The sequence below is a fragment of the Mesorhizobium sp. M2E.F.Ca.ET.219.01.1.1 genome (genome assembly GCF_004016445.2).
In the GTDB taxonomy this organism is placed as follows: Bacteria; Pseudomonadota; Alphaproteobacteria; order Rhizobiales; family Rhizobiaceae; genus Mesorhizobium.
Genome location: NZ_SADT02000001.1, coordinates 1,770,813 through 1,795,268, shown reverse-complemented (window position 1 = coordinate 1,795,268; position 24,456 = coordinate 1,770,813). Strand labels below are relative to the sequence as shown.

Annotated in this window: 20 protein-coding genes and 1 pseudogene; 8 read left to right on the top strand and 13 right to left on the bottom strand. The window is 61.6% G+C overall.

Annotated features, from left to right (window positions below; all coding sequences use genetic code 11):
* Positions 1-95: 95 nt before the first annotated feature.
* Both EN862_RS08450 and EN862_RS08445 read right to left on the bottom strand, forming a co-directional pair.
* Positions 96-1,469, bottom strand: coding sequence for a PleD family two-component system response regulator (locus EN862_RS08450; protein ID WP_127863659.1), 1,374 nt, complete (start codon positions 1,467-1,469; stop codon positions 96-98).
* A gap of 33 nt (positions 1,470-1,502) precedes the next feature.
* On the bottom strand, positions 1,503-1,874 hold the full coding sequence (locus EN862_RS08445; RefSeq protein ID WP_027166515.1) for a response regulator: 372 nt from the start codon (positions 1,872-1,874) through the stop codon (positions 1,503-1,505).
* Positions 1,875-2,112: 238 nt separating this feature from the next.
* Here EN862_RS08445 and EN862_RS08440 point away from each other — a divergent pair, with 238 nt between their 5' ends.
* Positions 2,113-2,412 carry a DUF3572 domain-containing protein gene (locus EN862_RS08440; protein WP_127864025.1) on the top strand — a complete coding sequence of 100 codons (300 nt, stop codon included), beginning with the start codon at positions 2,113-2,115 and terminating at the stop codon, positions 2,410-2,412.
* Here EN862_RS08440 and EN862_RS37355 read toward each other — a convergent pair.
* A complete protein-coding gene (locus EN862_RS37355) occupies positions 2,394-2,525 on the bottom strand; it encodes a hypothetical protein (RefSeq protein ID WP_281035844.1) in 132 nt (43 codons plus the stop codon). The two genes, EN862_RS08440 and EN862_RS37355, sit on opposite strands and share 19 nt — an antisense overlap.
* Here EN862_RS37355 and EN862_RS08435 point away from each other — a divergent pair.
* A pseudogene (locus EN862_RS08435) lies at positions 2,469-3,057 on the top strand (hypothetical protein). The gene EN862_RS37355 and the pseudogene EN862_RS08435 sit on opposite strands and share 57 nt — an antisense overlap.
* A gap of 66 nt (positions 3,058-3,123) precedes the next feature.
* On the opposite strand, the gene EN862_RS08430 reads toward EN862_RS08435, so the two are convergent.
* The gene (locus tag EN862_RS08430; RefSeq protein WP_127863658.1) at positions 3,124-4,704 is read right to left on the bottom strand and encodes a hypothetical protein; all 1,581 of its coding nucleotides are present in this window, start codon (positions 4,702-4,704) and stop codon (positions 3,124-3,126) included.
* A gap of 99 nt (positions 4,705-4,803) precedes the next feature.
* Positions 4,804-5,379, bottom strand: coding sequence for a GNAT family N-acetyltransferase (locus EN862_RS08425; RefSeq protein WP_127863657.1), 576 nt, complete (start codon positions 5,377-5,379; stop codon positions 4,804-4,806).
* A 65-nt stretch (positions 5,380-5,444) separates the two neighbouring features.
* Here EN862_RS08425 and EN862_RS08420 point away from each other — a divergent pair, with 65 nt between their 5' ends.
* Positions 5,445-6,773 carry a DNA polymerase IV gene (locus tag EN862_RS08420; RefSeq protein ID WP_127863656.1) on the top strand — a complete coding sequence of 443 codons (1,329 nt, stop codon included), beginning with the start codon at positions 5,445-5,447 and terminating at the stop codon, positions 6,771-6,773.
* A 4-nt stretch (positions 6,774-6,777) separates the two neighbouring features.
* Here EN862_RS08420 and EN862_RS08415 read toward each other — a convergent pair whose 3' ends face one another.
* Complete coding sequence (locus EN862_RS08415; RefSeq protein ID WP_127863655.1) at positions 6,778-7,281, bottom strand: hypothetical protein; 504 nt, start codon at positions 7,279-7,281, stop codon at positions 6,778-6,780.
* 218 nt (positions 7,282-7,499) lie between these two features.
* Here EN862_RS08415 and EN862_RS08410 point away from each other — a divergent pair, with 218 nt between their 5' ends.
* Positions 7,500-8,387: a DMT family transporter gene (locus EN862_RS08410; protein ID WP_127863654.1), complete on the top strand. Its 888-nt coding sequence runs from the start codon at positions 7,500-7,502 to the stop codon at positions 8,385-8,387.
* A 57-nt stretch (positions 8,388-8,444) separates the two neighbouring features.
* Here EN862_RS08410 and EN862_RS08405 read toward each other — a convergent pair whose 3' ends face one another.
* Positions 8,445-10,136, bottom strand: coding sequence for a hypothetical protein (locus EN862_RS08405; RefSeq protein ID WP_127863653.1), 1,692 nt, complete (start codon positions 10,134-10,136; stop codon positions 8,445-8,447).
* 406 nt (positions 10,137-10,542) lie between these two features.
* Here EN862_RS08405 and EN862_RS08400 point away from each other — a divergent pair, with 406 nt between their 5' ends.
* The 3 genes from EN862_RS08400 to EN862_RS08390 all read left to right on the top strand — a co-directional run bounded on the left by EN862_RS08400 (position 10,543) and on the right by EN862_RS08390 (position 12,662).
* The gene (locus EN862_RS08400; protein ID WP_210235655.1) at positions 10,543-11,538 is read left to right on the top strand and encodes a glycosyltransferase; all 996 of its coding nucleotides are present in this window, start codon (positions 10,543-10,545) and stop codon (positions 11,536-11,538) included.
* A 127-nt stretch (positions 11,539-11,665) separates the two neighbouring features.
* Positions 11,666-12,301, top strand: coding sequence for a class I SAM-dependent methyltransferase (locus EN862_RS08395; protein ID WP_245519525.1), 636 nt, complete (start codon positions 11,666-11,668; stop codon positions 12,299-12,301).
* Positions 12,302-12,416: 115 nt separating this feature from the next.
* Entirely contained in the window at positions 12,417-12,662 is a 246-nt protein-coding gene (locus EN862_RS08390; RefSeq protein ID WP_127863650.1) for an EamA family transporter, read from the top strand.
* On the opposite strand, the gene EN862_RS08385 is transcribed toward EN862_RS08390, so the two are convergent.
* Positions 12,609-14,456, bottom strand: a complete 1,848-nt coding sequence (locus tag EN862_RS08385; protein ID WP_127863649.1) for a hypothetical protein — start codon at positions 14,454-14,456, stop codon at positions 12,609-12,611. The two genes, EN862_RS08390 and EN862_RS08385, sit on opposite strands and share 54 nt — an antisense overlap.
* A 307-nt stretch (positions 14,457-14,763) precedes the next feature.
* On the opposite strand from EN862_RS08385, the gene EN862_RS08380 reads away from it, so the two are divergent.
* A complete protein-coding gene (locus EN862_RS08380; protein WP_189400849.1) occupies positions 14,764-15,627 on the top strand; it encodes a class I SAM-dependent methyltransferase in 864 nt (287 codons plus the stop codon).
* A gap of 104 nt (positions 15,628-15,731) precedes the next feature.
* Here the strand turns inward: EN862_RS08380 and EN862_RS08375 are convergent, their stop codons facing one another.
* The 5 genes from EN862_RS08375 to EN862_RS08355 form a co-directional block, all read right to left on the bottom strand.
* Positions 15,732-16,229, bottom strand: a complete 498-nt coding sequence (locus tag EN862_RS08375) for a GtrA family protein (protein ID WP_189400851.1) — start codon at positions 16,227-16,229, stop codon at positions 15,732-15,734.
* Entirely contained in the window at positions 16,193-17,197 is a 1,005-nt protein-coding gene (locus EN862_RS08370) for a glycosyltransferase (RefSeq protein WP_245519524.1), read from the bottom strand. Before EN862_RS08370 ends, EN862_RS08375 begins: the two co-directional genes overlap by 37 nt.
* On the bottom strand, positions 17,187-18,407 hold the full coding sequence (locus EN862_RS08365) for a glycosyltransferase family 2 protein (protein WP_127863646.1): 1,221 nt from the start codon (positions 18,405-18,407) through the stop codon (positions 17,187-17,189). The genes EN862_RS08370 and EN862_RS08365 overlap by 11 nt, the downstream gene beginning before the upstream one ends.
* A gap of 178 nt (positions 18,408-18,585) precedes the next feature.
* Complete coding sequence (dnaE, locus tag EN862_RS08360; protein ID WP_127863645.1) at positions 18,586-22,113, bottom strand: DNA polymerase III subunit alpha; 3,528 nt, start codon at positions 22,111-22,113, stop codon at positions 18,586-18,588.
* A gap of 121 nt (positions 22,114-22,234) precedes the next feature.
* On the bottom strand, positions 22,235-24,247 hold the full coding sequence (locus tag EN862_RS08355) for an acetyl/propionyl/methylcrotonyl-CoA carboxylase subunit alpha (RefSeq protein WP_127863644.1): 2,013 nt from the start codon (positions 24,245-24,247) through the stop codon (positions 22,235-22,237).
* Positions 24,248-24,456 lie beyond the last annotated feature (209 nt).

Below are 24,456 nucleotides of genomic sequence, written 5' to 3'. Positions count from 1 at the left end.
TCGGCGCCCTTTGCAGGCATGCCGCCGAAGCGCGAACATGCGCAAAATCTAAATCTAGAGCATAAACAGCGGGTCTGGAAGATTGCGAGGGCGCCTTAGGCCGCCTTGGCGACCACCCGGTTGCGGCCGCCGCTTTTGGCTTCATAAAGCGCAAGATCGGCGCGCTTCATCAGCGCCGCGACGCTGTCGGTTCCCTTCAGAAGCGAGGATACGCCGACGCTGACCGTCACCTCGATCGTCTTGCCGTCGCTCCCGATGGCAAAAGGCGCCTGCGCGATCTCGGCGCGGATGCGCTCGGCCACCTTCTCGGCGATCGCGCCGTCGGTATCCGGCATGACCACGACGAACTCCTCGCCGCCGAAGCGACAGGCCAAATCGATGCCGCGCACATTCTTGCGCAACCGCCTGGCGAATTCGCGCAGCACATCGTCGCCGCCGTCATGGCCGTACGTGTCGTTGATCGACTTGAAGCGGTCGAGGTCGGTGATCATCACCGACAGCGGCCGCCGCCGCGCCGCGGCGCGATCAAACAGCGTCTGCAGGTGGCTGTCGAGATAGCGCCGGTTGTGAAGCCCGGTCAGTCCGTCGATCACCGCCATCTCGATGGTCTGGGCGACGCTGGCGCGCAATTGATCGTTGTAGCGCTTGCGCCGCACCTGCGTGCGCAGCCGTGCCGTCAGCTCGTGCTGGTCGATCGGCCGGATGAGGTAATCATTGATGCCGAGCTCCAGCCCGCGCAGGATGCGGCCCTCCTCGCCCTCGTCGGCGAGCAGCATGATCGGCAGGAAGCGGGTGCGGTCGAGAGAACGCAGCTGCGAGCAGAGCCTCAGCGCATCGAAACCGGAGAAGGCGGTCGAAATCAGCACGCACTCATACGGTGTCTCGGCCGCCTGGAAAAACCCTGCGTTCGGATCGGTCGCCACATCGAGTTCCGCGCTGTGGCGCAGCATCTTCTGGATGCGTTCGACCGAGGATCTCCGCTCGTCGATGAGAAGCACCTTCGGCTTGACGTCGTCGGTCGCGAAATCGCGGCTCAGAAGTTCCTCGATGCCGATATTGCGCGTGGTCGAGGCGCGCAGCCTGAGCTCGTCGGTCAGCGACTTCAGCCTGACAAGGCTCTTCACGCGCGTCATCAGCTGCAGGTCGTTGACCGGCTTGGTCAGGAAATCGTCCGCGCCGGCCTCGAGGCCGCGCACCCGGTCCGAGACCTGATCGAGCGCGGTGATCATGACCACCGGTATATGGGAGGTCGCCGGATCGCCCTTCAGGCGCTTGCAGACTTCGAACCCGTCCATGCCCGGCATCATCACGTCGAGCAGCACGACGTCCACCTTGCCATTCTCGCAGGTCTCGATCGCATCCGGCCCGTTATTGGCTGTCAGCACCTCGAAATACTCGGCAAGCAGCCGAACCTCCAGCAGCCGCACATTGGCGGGGATATCGTCGACGACGAGGATCCGCGCGGTCATCTCAAAAGGCTCCGGTTCTGCTGGTCACGGGCATCAGGCATCGCCCAGATAGGATTTGATCGTCTCGATGAAGCGCGGCACCGAGATTGGCTTGGAGATATAGGCCTCGCAGCCACCCTGGCGGATGCGCTCCTCATCGCCCTTCATGGCGAAGGCGGTGACGGCGATGACGGGGATCGAATGCAATTCGTCGTCTTCCTTCAGCCATTTGGTCACTTCCAGGCCGGAGACTTCGGGCAGCTGGATGTCCATCAGGATGAGGTCCGGCCGGTGCTGGCGCGCCAGATCCAGCGCCTCCAGCCCATTGCGCGTGCGGACCGTTTCGTAACCGCTGGCTTCGATGAGGTCCCGAAAGAGCTTCATGTTGAGCTCGTTATCCTCGACGATCATGACCTTCTTAGCCATCAATTTCCCGTCCCGACCGCCCTCGAAGCCGAAGACCGTCGTAATGCGTCCCCTTCGGACCGCACCCAACCCTGTTCCACCCTAGCCCAATATAATTGACGAAACGGAAACCGGAGGTTGGAAAGCTGCATCAATTCCACCTTCGGACGCTGTACGGGAAAGAGCGGAGGCTTGCCGCAAGCGACGCTTGCCGTTACTGCGGTAGGAGACTCAAAAATCCACCATTCCAAAGGTAATGATGGCGAACGCAGCGTCAATGCGCGAGGAAGCGGAAACCATTGCCGTCAAGGCGCTGGGCTTCGTCGCCGCAGATCCCGAACTTCTGCCCCGCTTCCTGGCGATCACCGGCATCGAGGCCAACTCGGTCCGCAAGGCCGCCGCGGAGCCCGGCTTCCTTGCCGGCGTCCTGCAATTCATCCTGGCCCACGAGCCCACGCTGCTGCGCTTCGCCGAGGAGACCGGCACGCCGCCGGCCGCTGTCGGCAAGGCATTGCGCGCGCTTCCGCTCGGCAACGACGATCATGAGCGTTCGACATGAGCGACGATCCCGAGACGGCGCGGCAGATCGAAGAGCTTGCCGCCGACGACCGGCCGCTGCTGGTGCTCGATGTCGACGATGTCGTGCTCGAATTCGTCCGGCCCTTTCCGCATTTCCTCAGGACGCGCGGCTTCGGGCTGACGCTGACTTCCTTCCGCCTCACCGGCAACATCGCCGAAACGGCGACCGGCCGACTGACAGCCGGAAGTGACGGCGCTGCTGGGCGAATTCTTCGACACCCAGGCGGATTGGCAAAGCATCGCCGAGGGCGCGGCGGACGCCTTAGCGATGCTTGGACAAGGCGCAGAGATCGTCCTGCTGACCGCGATGCCGCACAAGCATCGCGCCGTGCGCCGCGCCCATCTCGACGCGCTGGGGCTCGACTACCCGCTGCTGACGACGGAGATGGCCAAGGGACCGGCGATCGCGAAACTGCGGGGCCTCAAGGGTCGGCCGGTCGCCTTTGTCGACGACCAGCCCTCCAACCTGGTCTCGGCGCGCAATTCCGTGGCCGACGCCCACCTCTTCCATCTGATGGCCGACAACTCGTTGCGTGCCTTCCTGCCGCCGACGCCGGAGGACATCGTCTCGGTCGAGGATTGGCGCGAGGCCGCGCCCAAGATCGCTGTCGCGCTTGGGCTTTAGGGCACATGTCCCGAAAACGAGAACCGATTTCGGGATAAAACATCTTTGAAATCTGAGACCTGATGCTCAGGGCTGCAGCTTCGCGCCCGCCCCGCCGTTGTCGCCGCCGTCCGAATCGTCGCCTCCGGTTGAACCATCGGTTCCGTTCGCGCCATCATCGCCGCTCGAATTGTCGTCCTGTCCCGCGCTGTTGTCCTGGACCTCGTCCGGCCCCTTCAGCATGGCGCCGTTGACGGCGACGGACCCATCGGCCTTGGTGTTGATCACCCACTCCAGCCGGCCGTCCGGCAACGTCTTGCCGAAGCCCTTGACGGCCAACGCGAACGGGAAGGCCTGCGCCATCTGCTCGTCGCTCTTGGCGCCTTCCTTGAGCGCATCGACGATCTTGTCATAGCCGGCAACGTCGATGGTCACGGTCGCATCCGGTTTCTCGCCGGGAAACGTCATCTCGCCTTCCAGCGCGACCTCGATGTCGCCGTTCTTCACAGTGCTGTGCCCGATGACGACCTTGGGATTCTTGGCCTTGAAATCCGCGACCAGAGCCTTGCCGAATTCGTCCGAGAGCGGTGGTTCCTTATTGAGATCAAAGGCTTCGATCGTCTTCCTCGCCATCGTATCGAGATCGATATTGGCGCCGCCGAAGTTCAGGTCGATGTCGGTCGGCAGCAATGGCGTGGTCCATTCAGGCAGGGTCTGATGCGGGATCGTTAGCCCGGTTGCCTTGATCGTGTAATCGACCTTGCCGTTCTGGGAAACGCCATCCATGCCGAATGCGGTGCTGAATTGCTTCGCCCCGAATTCGCCGACAGGGCTTTCCACGATGAAATCCTTGAAGCCGTAATTGCCGTCGACCCTTTGCCAGATCGGCAGCGCCGCCAGCATCAGCGATTTGAGCTCTGCCGGGTTCGCCTTGAGCTTGGCTTCGTCCTCATTCGCCACGGCAAAGGCGAGCAGGTCGAGCAGCGGCTTCGTCCGCACGCCCTTGCCGGTTGCGTCGACGGAAAGTTCCGGCGTTTTCAAGGTGAGCGGAAAATTCATGCCGCTGTCGGGATCGTTGACCTTGATGGTCTCGACGAAGTCCGAGACTTTTTGGGTCGCCGTGAAGTCGACGCCGCCATTGGCGGATTTGGTCGCGACAACGGTGGCGGTGCCGGCGCCGGTCGAGGCCTCGGCCTGCTGCTTGGCGTCCCGGGACGTCATGGTCATCCCGGCCAACGAGCTGGTTGCATTGGTGAAGGCCGCAAGGGCCGGATCGTAGACGCTGGTCAGCTTGCCGTCCTTGATCGTGAATTCCATGCTCTGGCGGCCTTCCGGCCCATCGAACTCGAACGACGCGCCCTGCGAGAAATTCGACGAGACGTCCCATGATCCATCGCTGCGCGGCTTCACCATCAGCGCGTAGGGCGCCATGTCGAATTTCAGGAACTTCTGCTCCGGCACCGCATTGACGAGCGCTTTGATGTCGAGAGCGATCTTGTAGGCGTCGCCCTCCACCGAAACCTTGAGCACGCCCTTGTCGAACGCCTGCTTGCCGAAATAGCGCGCCAGATCGTCGGAAAGCTGCTTGGCGCCCTGGCTGTCCACGGTCTGGGCAAAAGCGGGCGCGCTGAGCGCGAGGGCAAAGGCGAGTGGCAAAATACGCTTCACGTCGGTTCTCCGTGCTGTCGGAAGACGAAACAATGGCTTCTGGTAGGCAAGAAGCGTTACAGCCGCAAGACGCCCACTGTAGGCCAAAAGCGCATCCGGCTAAAGCACCAGCCGCATCAGCGGCCGGCCGGGCTTGCGCTCCACGAGCCTTTCGAAGCCGGCCTTCTCGAACACCCGCGACGAGCCGACGAAAAGCCCGATCGAGCGCGAATCGCGCGACAGGTCGATCGGGCAGGCTTCGAGCAGCCTCGCGCCGTTCTCGCGGGCGAAGGCGATGCCGCCCGCAACGAGCCGATGCGAGACCCCGCGGCCCCTCGACTTGACGCGGATGAAGAAGCAGGAGATCGCCCAGACATTCGGGTCGCCTGCATCGGCCGGATCGATCGGGGCCGAGCCCCTGCCCTGATTGTTCCACTCGGGCACGTCCGCGCGCGGGCCGACCTGCATCCAGCCGACGGCCTTACCGTCCTCGAACGCCAGGAGTCCCGGCGGCGGACCTGCCTCTATGCGCGCCTTGATAAGGTCCTTGTTGCGCTCCTTGTCGCTGGCGCGGCGCTCCGCCGGCGCCAGCCGGAAATGCGTGCACCAGCACCCGTAACAGGCGCCCTGCTTGCCGAAGAGGTCCTCGAAATCGGCCCAGCGCTCGGGGGTCAGCGGTGCTATGGTCGTGCTCATGCGTTCTCCCCAGGCCAAGCTTGTTGCCAGCCTTGCGCTGTCGTACCATTGCGTTTGTTCTCTTTATGTTCGCAGCGATGGCGGCTCCTGTCAACAATCCCGAACACGGTTTTTGCCGTGACTGCCTGGCGCTCCAACGCTCGGAGACGCGCCGCTGCGATCGCTGCGGCAGCCCGCGCCTTGTCCGGCACACGGAACTCTACCGGCTCAAGATCGCGCATATCGATTGCGACGCCTTCTACGCGGCGATCGAAAAGCGCGACAATCCGGCGCTGAAGGACAAGCCGGTCATCGTCGGCGGCGGCCGGCGCGGCGTCGTCTCCACCGCCTGCTACATCGCCCGCATCCAGGGCGTTCGCTCAGCCATGCCGATGTTCAAGGCGCTGGAACTCTGCCCGGAAGCGGTGGTGATCGCGCCCAACATGGAAAAATATGTCGGTGTCGGCCGCCAGGTGCGGGCGCTGATGCTGGCGCTGACGCCGCAGGTCGAGCCGCTGTCGATCGACGAGGCCTTTCTCGATCTCGCCGGCACCGAGCGGCTGCACGGGATGCCGCCGGCGCTGGTGCTGGCGCGCTTCGCGCAGACGGTGGAAAAGGAACTCGGCATCACCGTCTCGGCCGGCCTTTCCTACTGCAAGTTCCTGGCCAAGATCGCCTCGGATTTCCGCAAGCCGCGCGGCTTTTCGGTGATCGGCGAGGCGGAAGCGCAAAGCTTTCTCGCCGCGCAGCCGGTGACGATGATCTGGGGCGTGGGCAAGGCGCTGGCCGCGACGCTGGAGCGCGACGGTATCCGCATGATCGCGCAGTTGCAGCGCATGGAGCGCGGCGACCTGATGCGCCGCTATGGCGTCATGGGCGACCGGCTGTACAGACTTTCTCGCGGCGAGGACGATCGTCCGGTCGACCCGGGCGGCGATGCCAAGAGCGTCTCGGCCGAGACCACCTTCGACACCGACATCGGAGCCCTGGCGGACCTTGTGCCGGTGCTGCGCGGCCTGTCGGAAAAGGTCTCGGCGCGGCTGAAGAAATCCGGCATTGCGGGGCGAACCGTGGTGCTGAAGCTGAAGACGCAGGATTTCAAGCTCCGCACCCGCAACCGCCAGCTCGGCGATCCGACCCGGCTGGCCGACCGCATTTTCCAGACCGGCCTCGACCTGTTGCGCCGCGAGGCCGACGGCACCAAGTTCCGCCTGCTCGGCATCGGCGTCAGCGACCTCTCCGGCGACGATAAGGCCGATCCGCCCGATCTGGTCGACCAGCAGTCGCGCAAGCGCGCGCTGGCCGAAGGCGCCATGGACGCGTTGCGCGACAAGTTCGGCAGGAAAGCCGTCGAGACCGGCTATACATTCGGCAAGGGCCGCGCCGCCAATCCGCCCGAGCCGCTGGAGGATTGAGGGGTCAGTTTCGCTTCAGATCGATCCGGCTGGTCACCACCATCTTGCCGGTCGCCGGATCCATGTCAGTCACCGTCATGCGCATATTGTCCGGCCCGATCTTTTCAACCGTCAGCTCGGCGTCGCGGTCGCCATTGACGATTTTCGCCCAGTGGATGTCGAGGTCGATCGCATCGCCCTTGCGGCTTCCGTTGAGCCCGGCGGGTCCGCTGCGCGAGCCGATATAGGTGCCGGTGTACCCCGCCCCGCTTACCTTCAGGTCGGCGCGGATTTCCCGCGACATGATCAAGAACGCACGGCAGGTGCCATCAAGCGACAGCGAGTCCGCCGTCGCGTCCGAGGTGAAGGTGCAGTCGATGTTCATCACCGGCGTGTTCGTCCTGATCCTCACCGTTCCCTTCCCGGAAAACTTGCCCTGCAGCGAACGCAGGAAAGCCGCCTCGTCGGCATGCGCGCCGCTCGCGCAGAAAAGACAGGCGGCGGCCAGCAAAGCAGCGGTCGATTTCATCAAAATGTCCCCCTCTCGCGATCACTAGTACAATTCCAGGAAGAGTTTGAAACGGTTTCGGTCGGCACCTGCCGATGGAAGGCGTGGGCTTAACGGATGCCCGGAGCGTCAAGTTCCGCCGTGGCGATGACTGTTTTTTGACACGAATCCCCTGGCCCAGTGGAATGACGCCGCTAACGGTTGCAGCCCAGGTCCGGGCTTGCGAGATAGAGTCCCAAATGGCACCCGCTCCCTCGATCCCCAAAGCCGCATTCTGGATGGCGCTGTCAATCGCCTCCTTCCTGGCGATGACCGTAGCCGGCCGCGCCACGACCAGCGATCTCAACGTCTTCCAGGTGCTGGAACTGCGCTCGGTGATCGGTTTCTTCATCCTGCTGCCGCTGGTGATGACAAGCGGCGGCTTCCCGGCGATGCTCACGAAACGCCCGTTCACGCATATCGCCCGCAATGTCATCCATTATACCGGCCAGGCGGCGTGGCTCTATGCGCTCACGCTGATCCCGCTCGCCGTGCTGATTTCCATTGAATTCACCACACCGATCTGGACCGCGGTTTTCGCGGTTGGTTTTCTTGGCGAACGGCTCTCCAGGCCCAGGCTGACGGCTATCGTGCTCGGCCTGATCGGGGTGATCATCATCGTGCGTCCAGGCGTCAGCTCGGTCAACCCGGGGCAACTCATAGTGCTGGGCGCCGCGGTCTGCTTCGGCACTTCGGTGGTCATGGTAAAGTCGCTGACGAAGACCGACAGCGTCGTGCGCATTATCTTCTGGATGCTGATCATCCAGTCGGTGCTCGGCCTGCTGCCCGCGCTCTACGAGTGGCGCAACCCGCCGCTTGCGCTTTGGCCATGGATCGTGGTGATCGCTTTCACAGGCATGTCGTCACACTTCTGCATGGCGCGTGCACTGGCCTATGCGGACGCCACCCTCATCTCGCCAATGGATTTCCTGCGCGTGCCGCTGTCGGCACTGGTCGGCTGGCTGCTCTATCGCGAGCAGATCGACATCTTCACCGCCGGCGGCGCGGCGCTGATTCTGGCCGGCAATTTGCTCAACCTGCAGCGCAAGACGCCGCAAGTGGCGGAGGCTGAGGCGGCAACGCCCTGAGCGATCTCAAAGCCTCGCTACGTAGATGCGCCACTTGCCCCGCAGGTCGAACAGCATTCAGTCATAGACGCCGTAAAATAGAAAATCGTTGTCACCGCCGGCCTTGAAATGTCCTGCGTAGGAACCCGTCGGCAACAGCAGCGCTTCGCCTGAGCCGTTGCGTAATGCCACAGTTTTTGGTCCCGTCGCAAGATGAAATGGCGGGGCAAGCACGGCTCCATCGATCTCGACCTCGCCCTGCAGTGGCGTTCCGTCGGCGCTGTAGAGCGCATAGTTTCCTGCAATCGGAACTTCGAAAATCTTCCGCTCACCGGGTTGCAGGCGGAAACCGGCGATCCGGAGGTTTGGTGCGACACGGACGTAGCTGTTCAAAATCAGGGGCGCGACCACCGGATAGATATAGTTCATCCGGTAGGACCAAAGGATCAGCTTCGGCGGAGACTTGCTAAGGACATTGTAAGCCTCGGAATTCTTGCCTTCCCTCAAGGTCGCTAGCACATAGTGCTTGTCGAGCCACAAGGTTGTCGGCTCCATTCGGTTGGGCAGCATTCCTACGCCGTCGAAATACCGCTCGTCAGGCGCGAGTAACGACTCCGCACGCGTCACCAGGTCAAGCTGGGCCGCGTTGTCGAAGCGAAGATAGAGCAGATTGGCGACGAAGCTTATGCCCATGGCCGTGACCAGCGCTATCTGCGCAACGCGTACGTAGCGCGCGCGGGCTGCAATGCCGTCGAGCAGTGTCAACGACCATAGCGACATGAACGGCAAAGCCATGATGAACACGTAAGGCCATGGCTGATCGTGCGCGAAAACCTGCGCCGTCACGACAATCGAGAAGACCAGCGCAATTCGCCTTCGCTCGCCCAGCCTCATGATCCGCGTCAGGGACAGTGCCATGCCGGCGAAACAGAAGACATAAAGAACATAGTTGCGCGCGAACGTCTGCAGCACATAGCGCCGTAGCCCCCCGTAGTCACCGCCCCCCCGCGTCGCGATCTCAACCGGACCGAGCAAGAGGTTCATGGCAACCGGAACAGGATGAGTACCGCCGAAGATGAAGCAATAGGCAATTATGGGGATAGTCCACCCAAGCACGAGCCATGCGCCGCGAACGATGCCTGCCGCGTAGCGTCTCATCAACGCCGCGTCGACGACCAGGCCAAGGCCGAGCGCAAGATTGAAGTAGAGCGATTTCTGAGTAGCGAGGAACGACAGGCCACTTAGCATGCCGGCGGCGACCAGCTGCCATCCCCTCAATTCACGCACCCGCAGGACGACCAGCAGCGCAGCGACGGCGAAGAACACCGCCAGCGGTTCCGCGATGGTGCGAAAGATGCGCTCCATGAAATTCGAGAAGCAGAGGAGCAGGAGGACAATGATCAAAGCCCGGTTCCGGTCCTCCCCGAGCGCGCGAGCGCAGGCATAGACCGTGGCCACGGTCGCGCATGCCAGCAGGGCGGTCTGGATGCGGCCAGCAAGCAGGATCGACGTGGCGTCCCAGCCGATGAGATGTGCTATCCCGAAGAATACCGCGTAACCAACAGCCTTGGGGTGCCAGATCGTATCGAAGAGGCCGTGGGAGAAGTATTTTGCCCATCCGAGCTGGACAAATTCGTCCATGACGAAGCGGCATTTATATGCAAAGACGAATAAAATGACGATCTTTATGGCGACAGCGATACTTATAAATGCGGTTGCAACTCGGGGAAAATCGTTATTACTATTCGTTGCAAGCACTTCTGTTTTCATCGAACCTACGGTGCCAAAATCTTTGCAGCTGCAAAGAGCCTGAATCGGCGCAGAAGATATATTCTGCACACGAAATGCGTACGCTCACAAGGCAGCTTGATCCGGACCAGGATCGAGGGGAGAGTCCGGTACGCCGCAGCATGGGGCTTCGGCTTACTGATTGTAAACAGGTCGTCAGACAACATGGAGCGAAGGTGCCCGTCTATTATACAAGGCGCCGGATGGAGAAAGTTGCGCCCGCCAAAAAGGGAGTGCGAAGCCATTTGTCCTCATCCGCCAACAAGGCGATTGGTGTCCTTCGGCCGCTTTCCTCTCGGCCTGCTAGCGGCGGCCGTCTCCTGACTCTGCCCGCTATGACAGACTGGAAGGTAGACCGGGCCGATGGGTCGTTGTCGGCATGGCGCAAATGAACGCAACATCAGGCCCGACCTTGCCGCGCCTCGCCGTCGTGATTCCGAGCTACCGCGTGCGTGCTCGCATTCTTTCTGTGCTGGAGCGGATCGGTCCCGAAGTGGAACTGATCTATGTGGTCGATGACGCCTGCCCGGAAGAGAGTGGCCGTTTCGTCGAGGAGAACACAAGGGATCCTCGCATCAGGGTGATTCGCAATTCGGCGAACCAAGGCGTTGGCGGCGCCACCATGGTGGGCATGACGCATGCCGCCGCCGATGGCGCCGATGTCGTCATCAAGATCGACGGCGACGGACAAATGGACCCGGCGCTGATCCCGAGCTTTGCCGGCGTCATCCTCTCCGGCGAGGCGGACTACGCCAAAGGCAACCGCTTCTTCGAGCCGGAAGGACTCGCCGCCATGCCACTCGGCCGGTTGATCGGCAATGCCGGTCTTTCCTTTCTGTCCAAGATATCGACCGGCTACTGGCACAGCTTCGACCCGACCAACGGCTATGTCGCGATCCATGCCAGCCTTATCCGCCTGCTGCCGCTGGACAAGATTTCGAAGCGGTATTTCTTCGAGTCGGACTTGCTGTTTCGACTGAACATCCTGACGGCGCGGGTGGTCGATGTCCCCATGCATGCCCGTTACGCGGACGAGGTCAGCAGCATGCGGCCATTGCGGGAGATTCCCCGCTTCGCCTTCTCGCATATGCGCAATTTCGCCAAGCGCATCTTCTACAACTACTTTATCCGCAATTTCAGCCTTGCTTCTCTCGAACTTGCGCTGGGCGTGCTGCTTCTGTTGTTCGGTGTTGTCTACGGATTTGCCAATTGGGGCACGGTCGCACCCGCGACGGCCGGAACCGTGATGGTCGCCGCGCTGCCGATCATCATCGGCTTCCAGTTGCTGCTTGCCTTCATCAACTACGATATACAGTCGGTACCGCGCATCGCGTTGCACCCGCGGCTGACAGCCTCGCGCCAACCGATGCGGGCGCTGACATGACATAAGGGGGCTGGCGGGTAAGGCCGTGAACTGCAAAGGATGGTCCATGTGCCCTGAAGGAACGGCAACGACTGAGCCCAAGAACTACCGCCCTCTCCCAGACTACGATGCGCTCGTAGCGCGATGGTTGGGCAACTACGACAAATCCAACTACGATCGAGGCCTGTCGGCCGCCGTACTGAGGAACACCCATGCGCTCGTCGAGCGGCCCTTCGGCCCCGACGTTATATTCCCGCAGGTCCTCGAAGTGGGCGCCGGCACGCTTGCCCACCTGCCTTTTGTCCGGCATCGCTTCGAACGCTACATCTCTTCCGATTTCGACCAGTCGGTGCTTGATGCCGTCAAGGATGCACCGCGCCCCGAGGGCGTGGAGTTGTTGAAATTGGACGGGTCTTCGCTTCCCTTTCAGGACAACAGCTTCAACCGCCTGATAGCAACCCACGTCCTGGAACATGTTCCCTTCCCTCATCTGGCAATCCAGGAATGGGTGCGTGTCCTAAAGCCCGGCGGCGTGCTGTCGCTGATCCTACCCTGCGATCCAGGCTGGGCCTGGCGGTTGGGCCGATATCTGGGGCCGCGCAAGCAGGCGGAAAAGGCAGGGCTTCCCTACGATTACTACATGGCGCGGGAACATATAAACAGCATATTCAATCTAGACCAATTACTGAAATATCACTTTCCGAAGAGAGAGATCATATGGTGGCCAACGCGGCTGCCGTTTCCAGACATCAATCTGATATATTCTGGGAATTTCTATGTTTAACATAAATTATATTTTCATCATATTCGCAGTTTCCATAATTGCGGCCGGACAGATCACATTCAAATTCGCGGCTCAAAGCCTTCGCATTCTGCCGTCCCAATCGCTGCTGGCCTTGTTGCGCGACAATGCCTGGCCGTTCTCGCTGGTGGCGTTGGCCTTGTTTTTCTATCTGCTGTCGACCCTGGCCTGGGTCCATGCCCTGCGCACGGTTCCGCTGTCCGTGGCCTTCATGTTCAATTCCCTCGCTTTCATCGTCGTTCCGGTTGCCGGCTTCATGTTGTTTGGCGAACCGATACCGCGCTTCTTCCTACCGGGAATTACCCTCATCATCGCGGGAATTGTTCTCGTTGCCGGCTGGTAGAAACCGGCTTATCGGCAGGATCAACACGTCTGCTCTGACCTCCGGGGCGGGCACGTTTTTGAGAGAAATGTGCGCATATCTGTTGAATAGATAGTTGAACTTCGCGCTATCCATTTCCGGGTATACTTTCCTGAAGAAACCCATCGCGGGTGCCGTGAGCGTATGGTTGATCGCGGCTATTCCTATTCCGGAGAACAGTGATCCATACCAGCCAGGCACGGCCGCCCAACCATTGGGATCGTTTTTGGCCTGCTCGCGAACCGACGCCAGGAACGCTGTTTCAGGGGGAGCGGCGAAGATCGGAAATGCTTGCTGGAATGGATTGAAGGTGCCGAAGGTAGTCATGCCGGAAATGGCGGCGGCCGCGAACAGCACCTGGATATTGAAGGCTGGAGGAGCCTTGTACTTCCAGAGAAGCACCGCGGCCTCCAGAAATATGACCATAACTATCCAGTCGAACCAGCCATATGTCAGGGCGTCCGCGGTGGTCACACTCGCCTGCGGCCATATCTGGATGTAGCCGATCTTGGCAAGCCATGCAGCCCCCATCGCGCCCGTGAACGCTGCCAGCCGTGGTTGGGTAACGACGAAACTGCATTTCGCAGCGAGGACGATCAGCGACGCGGTCGCCAGAAGACCGAACCCCCATATCATTCGTGTCGGGGGAACCTGGGTCCACAAAAATATCCACCCGATGGATGCGGGAACTGGAATGACCATCCAGATCAGCATCAGGATCAAGCCGGCGGCCGTAATCCAGAAATCGATGGGATTGCCTTCAAGCGCTTTCCGCAGCGATCGATAGTCGACGAAGCACAGCATCGTCATCGGCAGCAGCGTGGAGACGACGGCAATCTCGCATTCGTTGAAGTTTGCTAAGAGAGGCGTGAATTGAATAGTTGTCAGGAACGGAAACAGGTGGCTGAGCAGCCTTGTCCCTTCAACCCCGCCTCCGGACATGTATCGCTGCCCCGGATAGATGGTCTCCCGCATCGTCTGGATGTAATCGCCGAAATAGAGGATGAAACTGGCACCGAGAGCCGAGAGCGCCACGATCGCGATTGCTATATTACCAGGGGAAAGGGCATCGCGGCGGAAGGCGAGCAGCAGAATGGCAAGCGCAAAGGCTTCGGAAATCATGAACGGCGGATAAACCAGACCGAAAACCCAGACTGCGGAAGTCCAGAACAGAAGCGGCAATTTCAGCCAAGGTCGGATCGGGAGCAGGAACACGACCAATGGCCAAGGCGCGAAGGCGAATGTTGGTGCGTTCGACGTCCACCAGACTTGGACGAAGCTTGAGAAGAAAAGGCAGGCGGCACCCAATGCAGCGACCCAGATCTTGACGCCAAACAGCTTGAAGAGCATTGCGTATCCGGCAAGAAAGGCAGTCCACATTGCCGCGAAATAGAGCGAATAGGCGTAAGCCGGAGGCAACACCCAAAACCCCCAGAGCTGGGGTTTGAAAACGAGCGACCAATCCAGGATGGGCAGCGCCCAGAAGCCCTTGAGAGACTCATGGTAGGGGGAAATCTGGTTGGTCGTGGAAAACCCGCCGCGAACTGCGGTTTGAAAAAACGGCGTAAGCACAATCCACTCGTCTGACCGGATAGGACGAGCCGAAAGCAGCAGTGGGGTGGCATCCTTCACGCCGAGATAGCGCAGCCCGACCGCGTAATGCGAAGGCGTCAGCGCAAGCGCTACGTAAACCGCCGCGACTCCCAGAAGCGTGATCACGAGGATGCGGGCGGCTTTCTCCTCTGCGCTACCGGATAGAAAACGGCCTTCAATCACATGCCCTCTCACGGCTGGAAGATATTTGACGATCTTTGCGGCGACCGCGATACCTATAAATACAGTCGAAACCCGACGTTAAAACTCCGCATTACTTGATTAGCCACTTCTGTTTTCATTAAATGTACGTGCCAACCTCTTTGCGCCACGGCGAGCCTGAATCGCTGTAGAAGTCGTATTGTACATATGGAATGCACGCTCACAAGGCAGGTCGGGAATTGCGTTAGCAGTTGCCAGCAATCGCGCGGGATGTTGATATTGTCTTGTGCCAATCTGGTCTGAGATGCACAGTTATGGGGTGTTCCGGATGATCTGCCTTGGTGACGATTCGGAAACTTGCCAGTATGTGTCGCTGGGCAAATTTCTGGATCGTAGCGGGCAGTTCGAGCATGTCGAAGTTGTGCGTTGCCTGCGTTGTGGTCACGGCGTCTCCATGCCGCCGCTGCCTGATGTAACCTTTCTCTACCAGAACCGAGAGAGTCAGGATTTTCAGCCGGACGCGAAAGGCCTCTCACACGCAATCAAGGATATTGCCTTTCGCTCGCAGGCTAGAAAACTCTTGCGGCAAATCGGCGGCGCTGAAGGGAGAATCCTCGATTTCGGTTGCGGAAGCGGACAGTTCACGAGAGTCCTTGGTGAAATGGTTAGTGGCGCTTCGGAGGTCGTCGGCGCCGATATGCACTCCGAACCCCCGGCCGAACTGGCTGAAAGGCCCTATCTCGGCCCAAAGGAGCTCAGCTCCTGCAAGGAGAGCTTTGACATCGTCATAGCGTTGCACGTCTTAGAACATGATGACGATGCCGACGGTTTACTCACAACGATCTCCGGGTACGCGCGCAGCCGGGGCAAAGTTGTGATCGAGGTTCCGAACATCGATTGTGTGTGGGGTATGGCGTTCGGAAAGTTTTGGGATGCCTGGTACCTGCCCTACCACAGGCACCATTTTACCCGTAACTCTCTGGTCAGATTGATGCAGCGCAACGGCCTTAAGATTGAGTCCGTGCATGGGGTGACCGTTCCGACAATGGGTAGATCATTCGCCGACATTGCCGGAGGAACCAATAATCTGTTCTGGCTGCTGCTGGGTATCCTAGCGCACCCGGTGCAGGTCCTCGGGGAAGTCCTGACGGGCAATTCGACCGCAATTAGAGTGATTGCCGTCAAGGAATAGGCATCGTCTACAGAAATCAAAAGGCGAGCACGCGGCGATGTAATCGCATGTCTTTGTCGCAAGATGCAAGGGCGTCGATTGATAATCCGTTCGATACGCGACGGTCATCGACGCCGCAGATAAAACCGCGGCAGGATGGCCCAGTGCGCAGCGATAAAGTTCCAGACGAACAGCGCAACGGTGGCAATCGGAGTTGCAATCGCAACACTCAGGCTTAGGCCCGAACAGAGGACGATCATCATGGCCACTGAAATCGGATAAGCCATGGCCACGCCTCCTACGAAACGTGTGAATGCCTTGAACCGAAGTGGTTCGGCAAAGGTGAACCGGCTGTGGAGTAGGTATCCAAGTGGCGTCACAGCCAGGAACGAAATCACGGTGCCCAGCAGGTAGTGTATTTCCACGTGATCGGCTGCAATCATGATGGCGTTGTGCGCGATTGCGCAGACCGCTCCCACCAGCGTGTACCGCCACCCTCGTTCCAAAAGCGGTCTGTCGCTGGCTCCCGCGCAAGGCTCCCGCTCAACCCGCTCATCCGTGCGTGCAACTGGATTGGGCATTGGGGTCAAAAAGCTCCGGTCAATTTCGCCCGAAGCCGACATATGACGCGCTCCCATAGCCGCGAGTCACGCAAATAACGCCTCATGCCCACCGGTCCAAGCGAGAGCACAACACGCGCCGCGCGCACCAGTGCCTTCAAGTCACCGCCCGACGCGGCGGCCAGCGATACATTGACGCTGATCGATGCCCGGGCAGTAGGTTCAACCAGGCGCCGGTTGCTCGCCGCAAGACGGGGAAGATGGCGCTCCATGACAATCTGCATTTGCGACCGGAACTCACTGACATCCCGAGATCCGGTTACAGTAAGCGAACTGCCGTGGACCCGAAATGCAGTCGTGATCTCGTCGTGATAAACGACCGTGGCGGTGTTGGCGAGCTTCGCCCAGATGTCCCAATCCGCCGTATACCAAAGCTTCTCATCCATGCCTCCGCACGCCAGCCATGCGGTTCGGCTAAATATCGGAGCAGGCACCGAGACAAAATTTTGCACGAGCAGCCGTTCCAGCAGGAATTCGGCGCCGAGCGCCTCCTCCGCAGGCAAGGGGCAGTTCCAGCGTCCGATTCGGCGGCCGTCGCGGTCAATGATGGCGGTCGGGGCCAAATGCAGCCCGGCTTTGGGAAAGCTTCCCAGCCAGCGGCGAGCGGCCTTCACGCGCCCAGGCAGCCACAGGTCATCCTGATGGAGCATACAAACATGGTCAGCGGCAGCCAATTCAACGCCCAAATTGGTCTTCGTCTGCCAAGGCGCAAGGTCTCTTCGCTGAAGCAGCCGAAGCGGTAGTCGGTCGGCAAATCGCTCGACGATGGCAGAGGTGGCATCCGTCGAGCTGCTGTCGACAACGATTATCTCCAGGCCCGCCGTCGGCTCCGCTGCCAGCGAGTCAAGCGTCGCCGCAATCCATGCCGTTCCTTCATGCACCGGCATGACCACCGACAGGAATGGCTTTTCGCCCGCTGAGCCATCTGTTCGAGCCTGGGTTCGGGCGCCAGCCGAACCGTCAGAACGCATGCCTGTGGTCCAAATTATCGAGCAGCAGCTTAAGCACGAAGCCGGACAACACCATAGACATCCCGGCGACGCAGGCGGTGGTGGTCACAAAGGTCAGGTGCACCGACTGCTCCATCGGGCCACCGACAAAGATCCAGTGCAGCGCCAGCAGCGCGTCCGCGACAAAGCCGGCCACTGCCAGCGCACCGCCGGAAAAGAACAGCCATTCCAAGGGGCTGCCACGCATCAGCCAGGGCACGATTCGGCCGCCGTGGACTGGCTGATAGATAGCGATTGCCACCTTGGCCAGCATACCGAACAAAATCGCCGAAAGGCCGATCAGAGTCGCCATGGAGGAAAGCGCGACGAAGTGAATTCCAAAATACCAGCCACCGATACGGACGGGTCCAGCAGCGAGGGCCGCAAGGCCGAAGATGCCTGTCGCCAGCAAGGCCGCTCCCGGTATGAGGTACATGGTGTCTGGCGCATGGGCTATGATCAGCCGCAGGTGTCGCCAGCCGTCGCGGAACGAGCGCAGATGAGGTGGGCGGCCACGCTTGTCCGGGTGTAGCTTGATCGGCACCTCGCGGATCACCAAGCCCGCGCGATGCGCATTGATGATCATCTCCGAGGCGAATTCCATACCAGGCGAGCGCGCCCGCATCCTGCGGAACGCATCGCGGGTGAAGCCTCGCATGCCGCAGTGGAAATCATGTATCGGAGAATGGTGAAGCCGGCGGGCAATCATCGAAAGCACCGGATTGCCGAGATACCGATGCAGCGGCGGCATGGCGCCAGGCTCGATACCACCCGCAAAGCGATCACCCATCACCAGATCGGCCCCTTCTTCCAAGGCGTCGATAAAATCGCCGAGGCTGCTCCAATCGTAAGAATCGTCGGCATCGGCCATGACGAGATACGTACCTCGGGCAGATTCAGCCGCCGCGCTGATCGCCGCACCATATCCCTTGACCCGTTGGTGCACGACACGCGCGCCGAGAGACTCGGCGATCTCAACCGACCGGTCGCTCGATCCGTTGTCTCCTACGACCACCTCGCCCTTGATGCCCCGCTTCGCAAAAACGTCAAAGGCCTTGCGGATGCAGATGCCGAGCGTACGCTCTTCGTTCAGACACGGAATAATGGCCGAAACCAGAGGTGTCGCCGCCTCATCGGCGTGCTGCCTATCGCGATCCGTCTGGATCGTCTCGAAATCCAACCTGTCGACCATGATGCGCCCCGGCCCAATCATCAGCCTTGCAGGCGACGCAGACATGCGCCCGCCGCCTGTCCGCAACATTAAAACAAGTTAGCTAACAATAATATACCGGTCGCGCGCCGTCGGGCCGGGGCAAATGGGGCGTATTCGGCTTGAATTTCTTTACCGCGCTACAGGCGACGACTGGTGGTCAAACAAGCTCCACTTCCACCACGCCCGGCACCGCGCGCATTGCCGATGCCACCTGGGGTGAAATGCGGTAGCGATTGGGCAGTTCGATCTCGACCTCGCCCTGTCCTGCGTCCTTGATCAGCACGAAGCTCACCTGCCCCTCGCCCTTGACCGAAAGCTGGTTGGCCAGCATGCCGAGGGGTGCCGCGTCACGCACGAAAATGCGCAGCGCCTTCTGGATTCGGCTGGCTTCGTCCTCCAGCGACTGCACGGTCTGGATGCGCAGATTGATGCCTTCCGGCCTGTCCTCAGCCGAAACGGTGATCACCACCGAGCGGCCGGGCTCCAGCATGTCGCGATACTGCGCCAAGCCTTCGGAAAACAGCACCGCCTCGTACTGGCCGGTCGTGTCGGAGAACTGCACCACGCCCATCTTGTTGCCGGTGCGCGTCTTGCGCTCCTGCTTGGTGGTGACGGTGCCGGCGAGCCGGCCTGCGGCTGCGCCCCGTTTGACCGCGGCCGAAAATTCCGCCCAGTTCTGCACCCGCATCTTCTGAAGCGCTGCCTTGTACTCGTCCAGCGGGTGCGCGGAGAGATAGAAGCCCACCACCTGGAACTCACGGTGCAGCCGGTCGGCGGCAAGCCAAGGATCGGTCGCCGGCAGGTTGAGCGCCTGCGATTGCGCGCCGAGAGAGGAGCCGAAAATATCGGCCTGGCCGGAGACGGCGTTCTGCTGCGCCAGCGAGGCCAGTCCCATCATCCGCTCGACGCCGGCCATCATCTGGGCGCGGTCATGGCCGAAGCAATCCAGCGCGCCGGCCATGATCAGGCTTTCGAAGACGCGCTTGCCGACGATCTTTGGATCGACGCGCTCGCAGAAATCGGCAAGGTTCTTGAACGGCCTCTCGCCGCGCACGGCGACGATATGCTCGACTGCCGCGTCGCCGACGCCTTTCAGCGCCGCCAGCGAATAGAAGATCTTGTTGTCGCCGACCTCGAAGGGGCGGAAGCTGGTCATCACCGACGGCGCAACCACCTCGATGCCAAGGCGCATGGCGTCCTGGCGGAAATCGGCCAGCTTGTCGGTGTTGCTCATATCGAGCGTCATCGACGCCGCCAGGAACTCGACCGGGTAATGCGCCTTGAGATAGGCGGTCTGGTAGGAAACCACCGCATAGGCCGCCGCGTGCGACTTGTTGAAGCCGTAGTCGGCGAACTTGGCCAGAAGATCGAAGATGAAGTCGGCCTGCAGCTTGGAGACGCCGCGCTCGACCGCGCCGGAGACGAAGCGCTCGCGCTGCTTGTCCATCTCGGCGCGGATCTTCTTGCCCATGGCGCGGCGAAGAAGGTCGGCTTCGCCGAGCGAATAGCCGGACAGCTCCTGCGCGATCTGCATCACCTGTTCCTGGTAGACGATGACGCCTTGCGTCTCCTTCACCAGATGGTCGATCTTGGGATGGATCGAGGCCATCTCCTCCTCGCCATGCTTTCTGGCGTTGTAGGTCGGGATGTTCTCCATCGGGCCGGGGCGGTAGAGGGCGACCAGCGCGATGATGTCCTCGATACAGTCCGGCCGCATGCCGATCAGCGCCTTGCGCATGCCGGCACTTTCAACCTGGAACACGCCGACCACCTCGCCGCGCGACAGCATGGCGTAGGTGTCCTTGTCGTCGAGCGGGATCGTCGCGAGATCGATGTCGACGCCGCGCCGGCGGATCAGCTTCACCGCCGTTTCCAGCACGGTCAGCGTCTTCAGGCCGAGGAAGTCGAATTTTACCAGCCCCGCCTGCTCGACATACTTCATGTTGAACTGCGTGACGGGCATGTCGGAGCGTGGATCGCGGTACATCGGCACCAGCTCGGACAGCGGCCGGTCGCCGATGACGATGCCGGCGGCATGCGTCGAGGCATGGCGGTAGAGCCCTTCGAGCTTCTGCGCCGTGTCGAGCAGGGTCTGCACGATCGGTTCTTTCTCCGCCTCCTCGGCGAAGCGCGGCTCGTTGGCGATGGCGTCCGCCAGCTTGACGGGATTGGCCGGGTTCTGCGGCACCATCTTGGAGAGCTTGTCCACCTGGCCGTAAGGCATCTGCAGCACGCGGCCGACGTCGCGCAGCACCGCGCGCGCTTGCAGCGTACCGAAGGTGATGATCTGGCCGACCTGGTCGCGCCCGTATTTCTGCTGGACGTAGCGGATCACCTCCTCGCGCCGGTCCTGGCAGAAGTCGATGTCGAAGTCCGGCATCGAGATGCGGTCCGGATTGAGGAAGCGCTCGAACAGCAGCGAGAAACGCAGCGGGTCGATATCGGTGATGGTGGTCGAGTAGGCGACCAGCGAGCCGGCGCCCGAACCGCGCCCCGGCCCGACCGGGATGCCTTGCGATTTGGCCCATTTGATGAAGTCGGCAACGATAAGGAAGTAGCCCGGAAACTTCATCTTCTCGATGATGCCGAGCTCGAATTCCAGCCGCTCGCGATATTGCTCGACCGTGTAGCCCGGCGTCGGCCCATGCGCGGCGAGCCGCGCCTCCAGCCCCTCACGCGCCTGGCGGGCGAGCTCGGCCGCCTCGGCCTTCTCGGCCGCGTCCTTGTCGGCGGCGTCGGCGCCGGTGAAGCGCGGCAGGATCGGGCTGCGGTTCTTCGGATAGTAGGAGCAGCGCATGGCGATCTCGACCGTATTGTCGATCGCCTCCGGCAAATCCGAGAACAGCCGCGCCATCTCGGCCTGGCTGCGCAGGAAATTGTCCGGCGAAAGCCGCCGGCGGTTGTCCGCGGCGACTACCGATCCTTCGGCGATGGCGATCAGCGCATCATGCGCCTCGTAGTCCTCGCGCTTGAAGAAGAACGCCTCGTTGGTGGCGACCAGCGGCAGGTCGTGGGTATAGGCCAGGTCGACCGTCGACTTCTCGACCATGCGGTCATAGCCGGCGACCCGCTCCAGCTCGACATAAAGCCTGTCGCCGAACAAGCCCTTGAGGAACAGCAGCCGCTGTTCGGCGAGGTCGCGCCGGTCCGCTTTCAGCGCGCTGCCGATCGGACCGCGCGGGCCGCCGGTCAGACAGATCAAGCCGTCGCTTTTGCCTTCCAGCATGGCGCTGGTCAGGTGCACCGGCTCGCCGGGCGGCGTCTCCAGATAAACCTTGCTGATCAGCCTGACCAGATTGGCGTAGCCGCCTTCGCTGGCGGCGATCAGCACGACCGGCGACATCTCCGGCCCAAGTCGGCGGCGGTCGCGCTGGCCGTCGCTCGCCTCGCCGGAAAAGGCGAGATCGATCTGGCAACCGATGATCGGCTGGATACCGTCCTTGACCGCCTTCTGGGCGAACTCGAGCGCGCCGAACAAATTGTTGGTGTCGGTGACCGCTATCGCCGGCGCCTCGTCCCTGACCGCATGACCGACGATCGCGCCAAGCTGAAGCGCGCCTTCGAGCAGCGAATAGGCCGAGTGCACCCGCAAATGGATGAAGGCGCGGGCCGGCGCTTCCGGCCGCGCGGCCTTCACGGCTGCTTCGCGCTGCAACGGGTCGCGTGGAAGTCGTTCATCCGCCATGTTTTTTCGCGCTGTTCCAGAGACTCAAATTCCATGCAGATGTATTGTCCCGGACGCGGCCATGCCAGTCCAGCACAAATGACCGACAAGGCACAGGCTTACGGCCGGCTACCGCCTCTTCTCAGGCGAACTCCATGATCACCGCGTCGACCGCCAGGCTGTCGCCTGGCTTGGCGTTGAGCTTGGCTATCGTGAGGTCGCGTTCGGCGCGCAGCACGTTTTCCATCTTCATGGCCTCGACCACGGCCAGCGTCTCGCCGGCCTTGACCTCTTGGCCCTCGGCGACCGCGATCGAGACGACGAGACCGGGCATCGGGCAGAGCAGCATCTTCGAGGTGTCCGGCGGCAGCCTTTCCGGCATCAGCCTTTCCAGCTCCGCCGTGCGCGGCAGCATGGCCTGAACCGTCACCGACATGCCTTTCCAGGCGATGCGCAAACCGTTCAGCATCGGACGTATCTGCGCCGAAATCGTGTGGGCGCCGACCCTACCCTGCCAGAGCCCGTCGCCCGGCCGCCAGTCGGAGGCAACGGTCAGCGGCTTGCCGCCGTCGATCGACAGATCGACCTCCATCGGGATCGTGACCATGCCGTCGACGATCGCGACCGGAAGATAGTCCGCGCCGATCTTCACCACCCAGTCGCGCTTGAGATGGCCGGAATGCGGCGCCAGCCGGCCGCTCAGGCGGTCGAGCCGGTCGCGGCGCAAAAGTTCGATCGCGGTTGCGACGGCGGCGAAAACCGCCCTCTCCTCGCCATTCGGCGCGACCGGCGAAAAACCGTCCGGATATTCCTCGGCGATGAAGCCGGTCGACAGCCGCCCCTCACGCCAGCGCGGATGCTGCATCAGCGCCGAAAGGAACGGGATGTTGTGCTCGATGCCGTCAACGACAAAACTGTCGAGCGCCTCCGACATCGCGTCGATAGCCTCCAGCCTTGTCGGCGCCCAGGTGCAGAGCTTCGCCACCATCGGGTCATAGAACATCGAGATTTCCGAGCCTTCGGTCACGCCGGTGTCGTTGCGGATGACGGTGTCGCCGAACGTGCCCTCCTGCGGCGGCCTATAGCGGGTCAGCCGGCCGATCGACGGCAGGAAGTTGCGGAAAGGATCCTCGGCATAGAGGCGGCTTTCCACCGCCCAGCCGTTGAGCTTGACGTCGCTCTGCTTGATGGCGAGCTTCTCGCCGGCGGCGACGCGGATCATCTGCTCGACCAGGTCGATGCCGGTGACCAGTTCGGTCACCGGGTGCTCGACCTGCAATCGCGTATTCATTTCAAGGAAATAGAAGTTCTTGTCCTTGTCGACGATGAACTCGACGGTGCCGGCGCTCTGGTAATCGACGGCCTTGGCCAGCGCCACCGCCTGCTCGCCCATCGCCTTCCTGGTCTTGGCGTCGAGGAATGGCGACGGCGCCTCCTCGACCACCTTCTGGTTGCGGCGCTGGATCGAGCACTCGCGCTCACCAAGATAGAGCGCCGTGCCATGCGCGTCGGCCAGCACCTGGATCTCGATATGGCGCGGATCGACGACGAATTTCTCGATGAAGACTCGGTCGTCGCCGAAGGAGCTTTTCGCCTCCGAACGCGCCCGGTCGAAGCCGTCACGCACCTCCGCCTGGCTCCAGGCGATGCGCATGCCCTTGCCGCCGCCGCCGGCCGAAGCCTTGATCATGACCGGATAGCCGATCTCGCCGGCGATCCGCTCGGCATGGTCAGCGTCTTCGATGACGCCCAGCCAACCCGGCACGGTCGAGACCTTGGCTTCGCTGGCGAACTTCTTCGATTCGATCTTGTCGCCCATCGCCTTGATGGCCTTGGGCTTAGGTCCGATGAAGACGATGCCTTCTTTCTCCAGCGCCTCGCAAAATGAGGCGCGCTCCGACAGGAAGCCATAGCCCGGATGCACGGCCTCGGCGCCGGTCTCCTTGCAGGCGGCGATGATCTTCTCCGGCAGCAGATAGCTCTGAGCCGCCGGCGAAGGCCCGATATGCACCGCTTCGTCGGCCATCTCGACATGGACGGCATCGCGATCGGCATCCGAATAGACCGCAACGGTGGCAATGCCCATCTTGCGCGCCGTCTTGATCACGCGGCAGGCGATCTCGCCGCGATTGGCGATCAGGATCTTCTTGAACATTCGGATGTCGTTCCTCCGGCAAAGCGGACCAGTTCTATGGACAATTCCGGCGCGCCTCAAGTGCCAGCCGCTTGGCCCCTGCGGCTGGCGCCGATTGCGGAAACCGCGCCGAAAAAACGTCGCAAGAGACGTTGGCCGCCAGCGCGGAACTCGCTAAAGTTACCCACAAGGCTGAAGGGATGGCAGGCTGGCATTCGCCACGGGCAGCT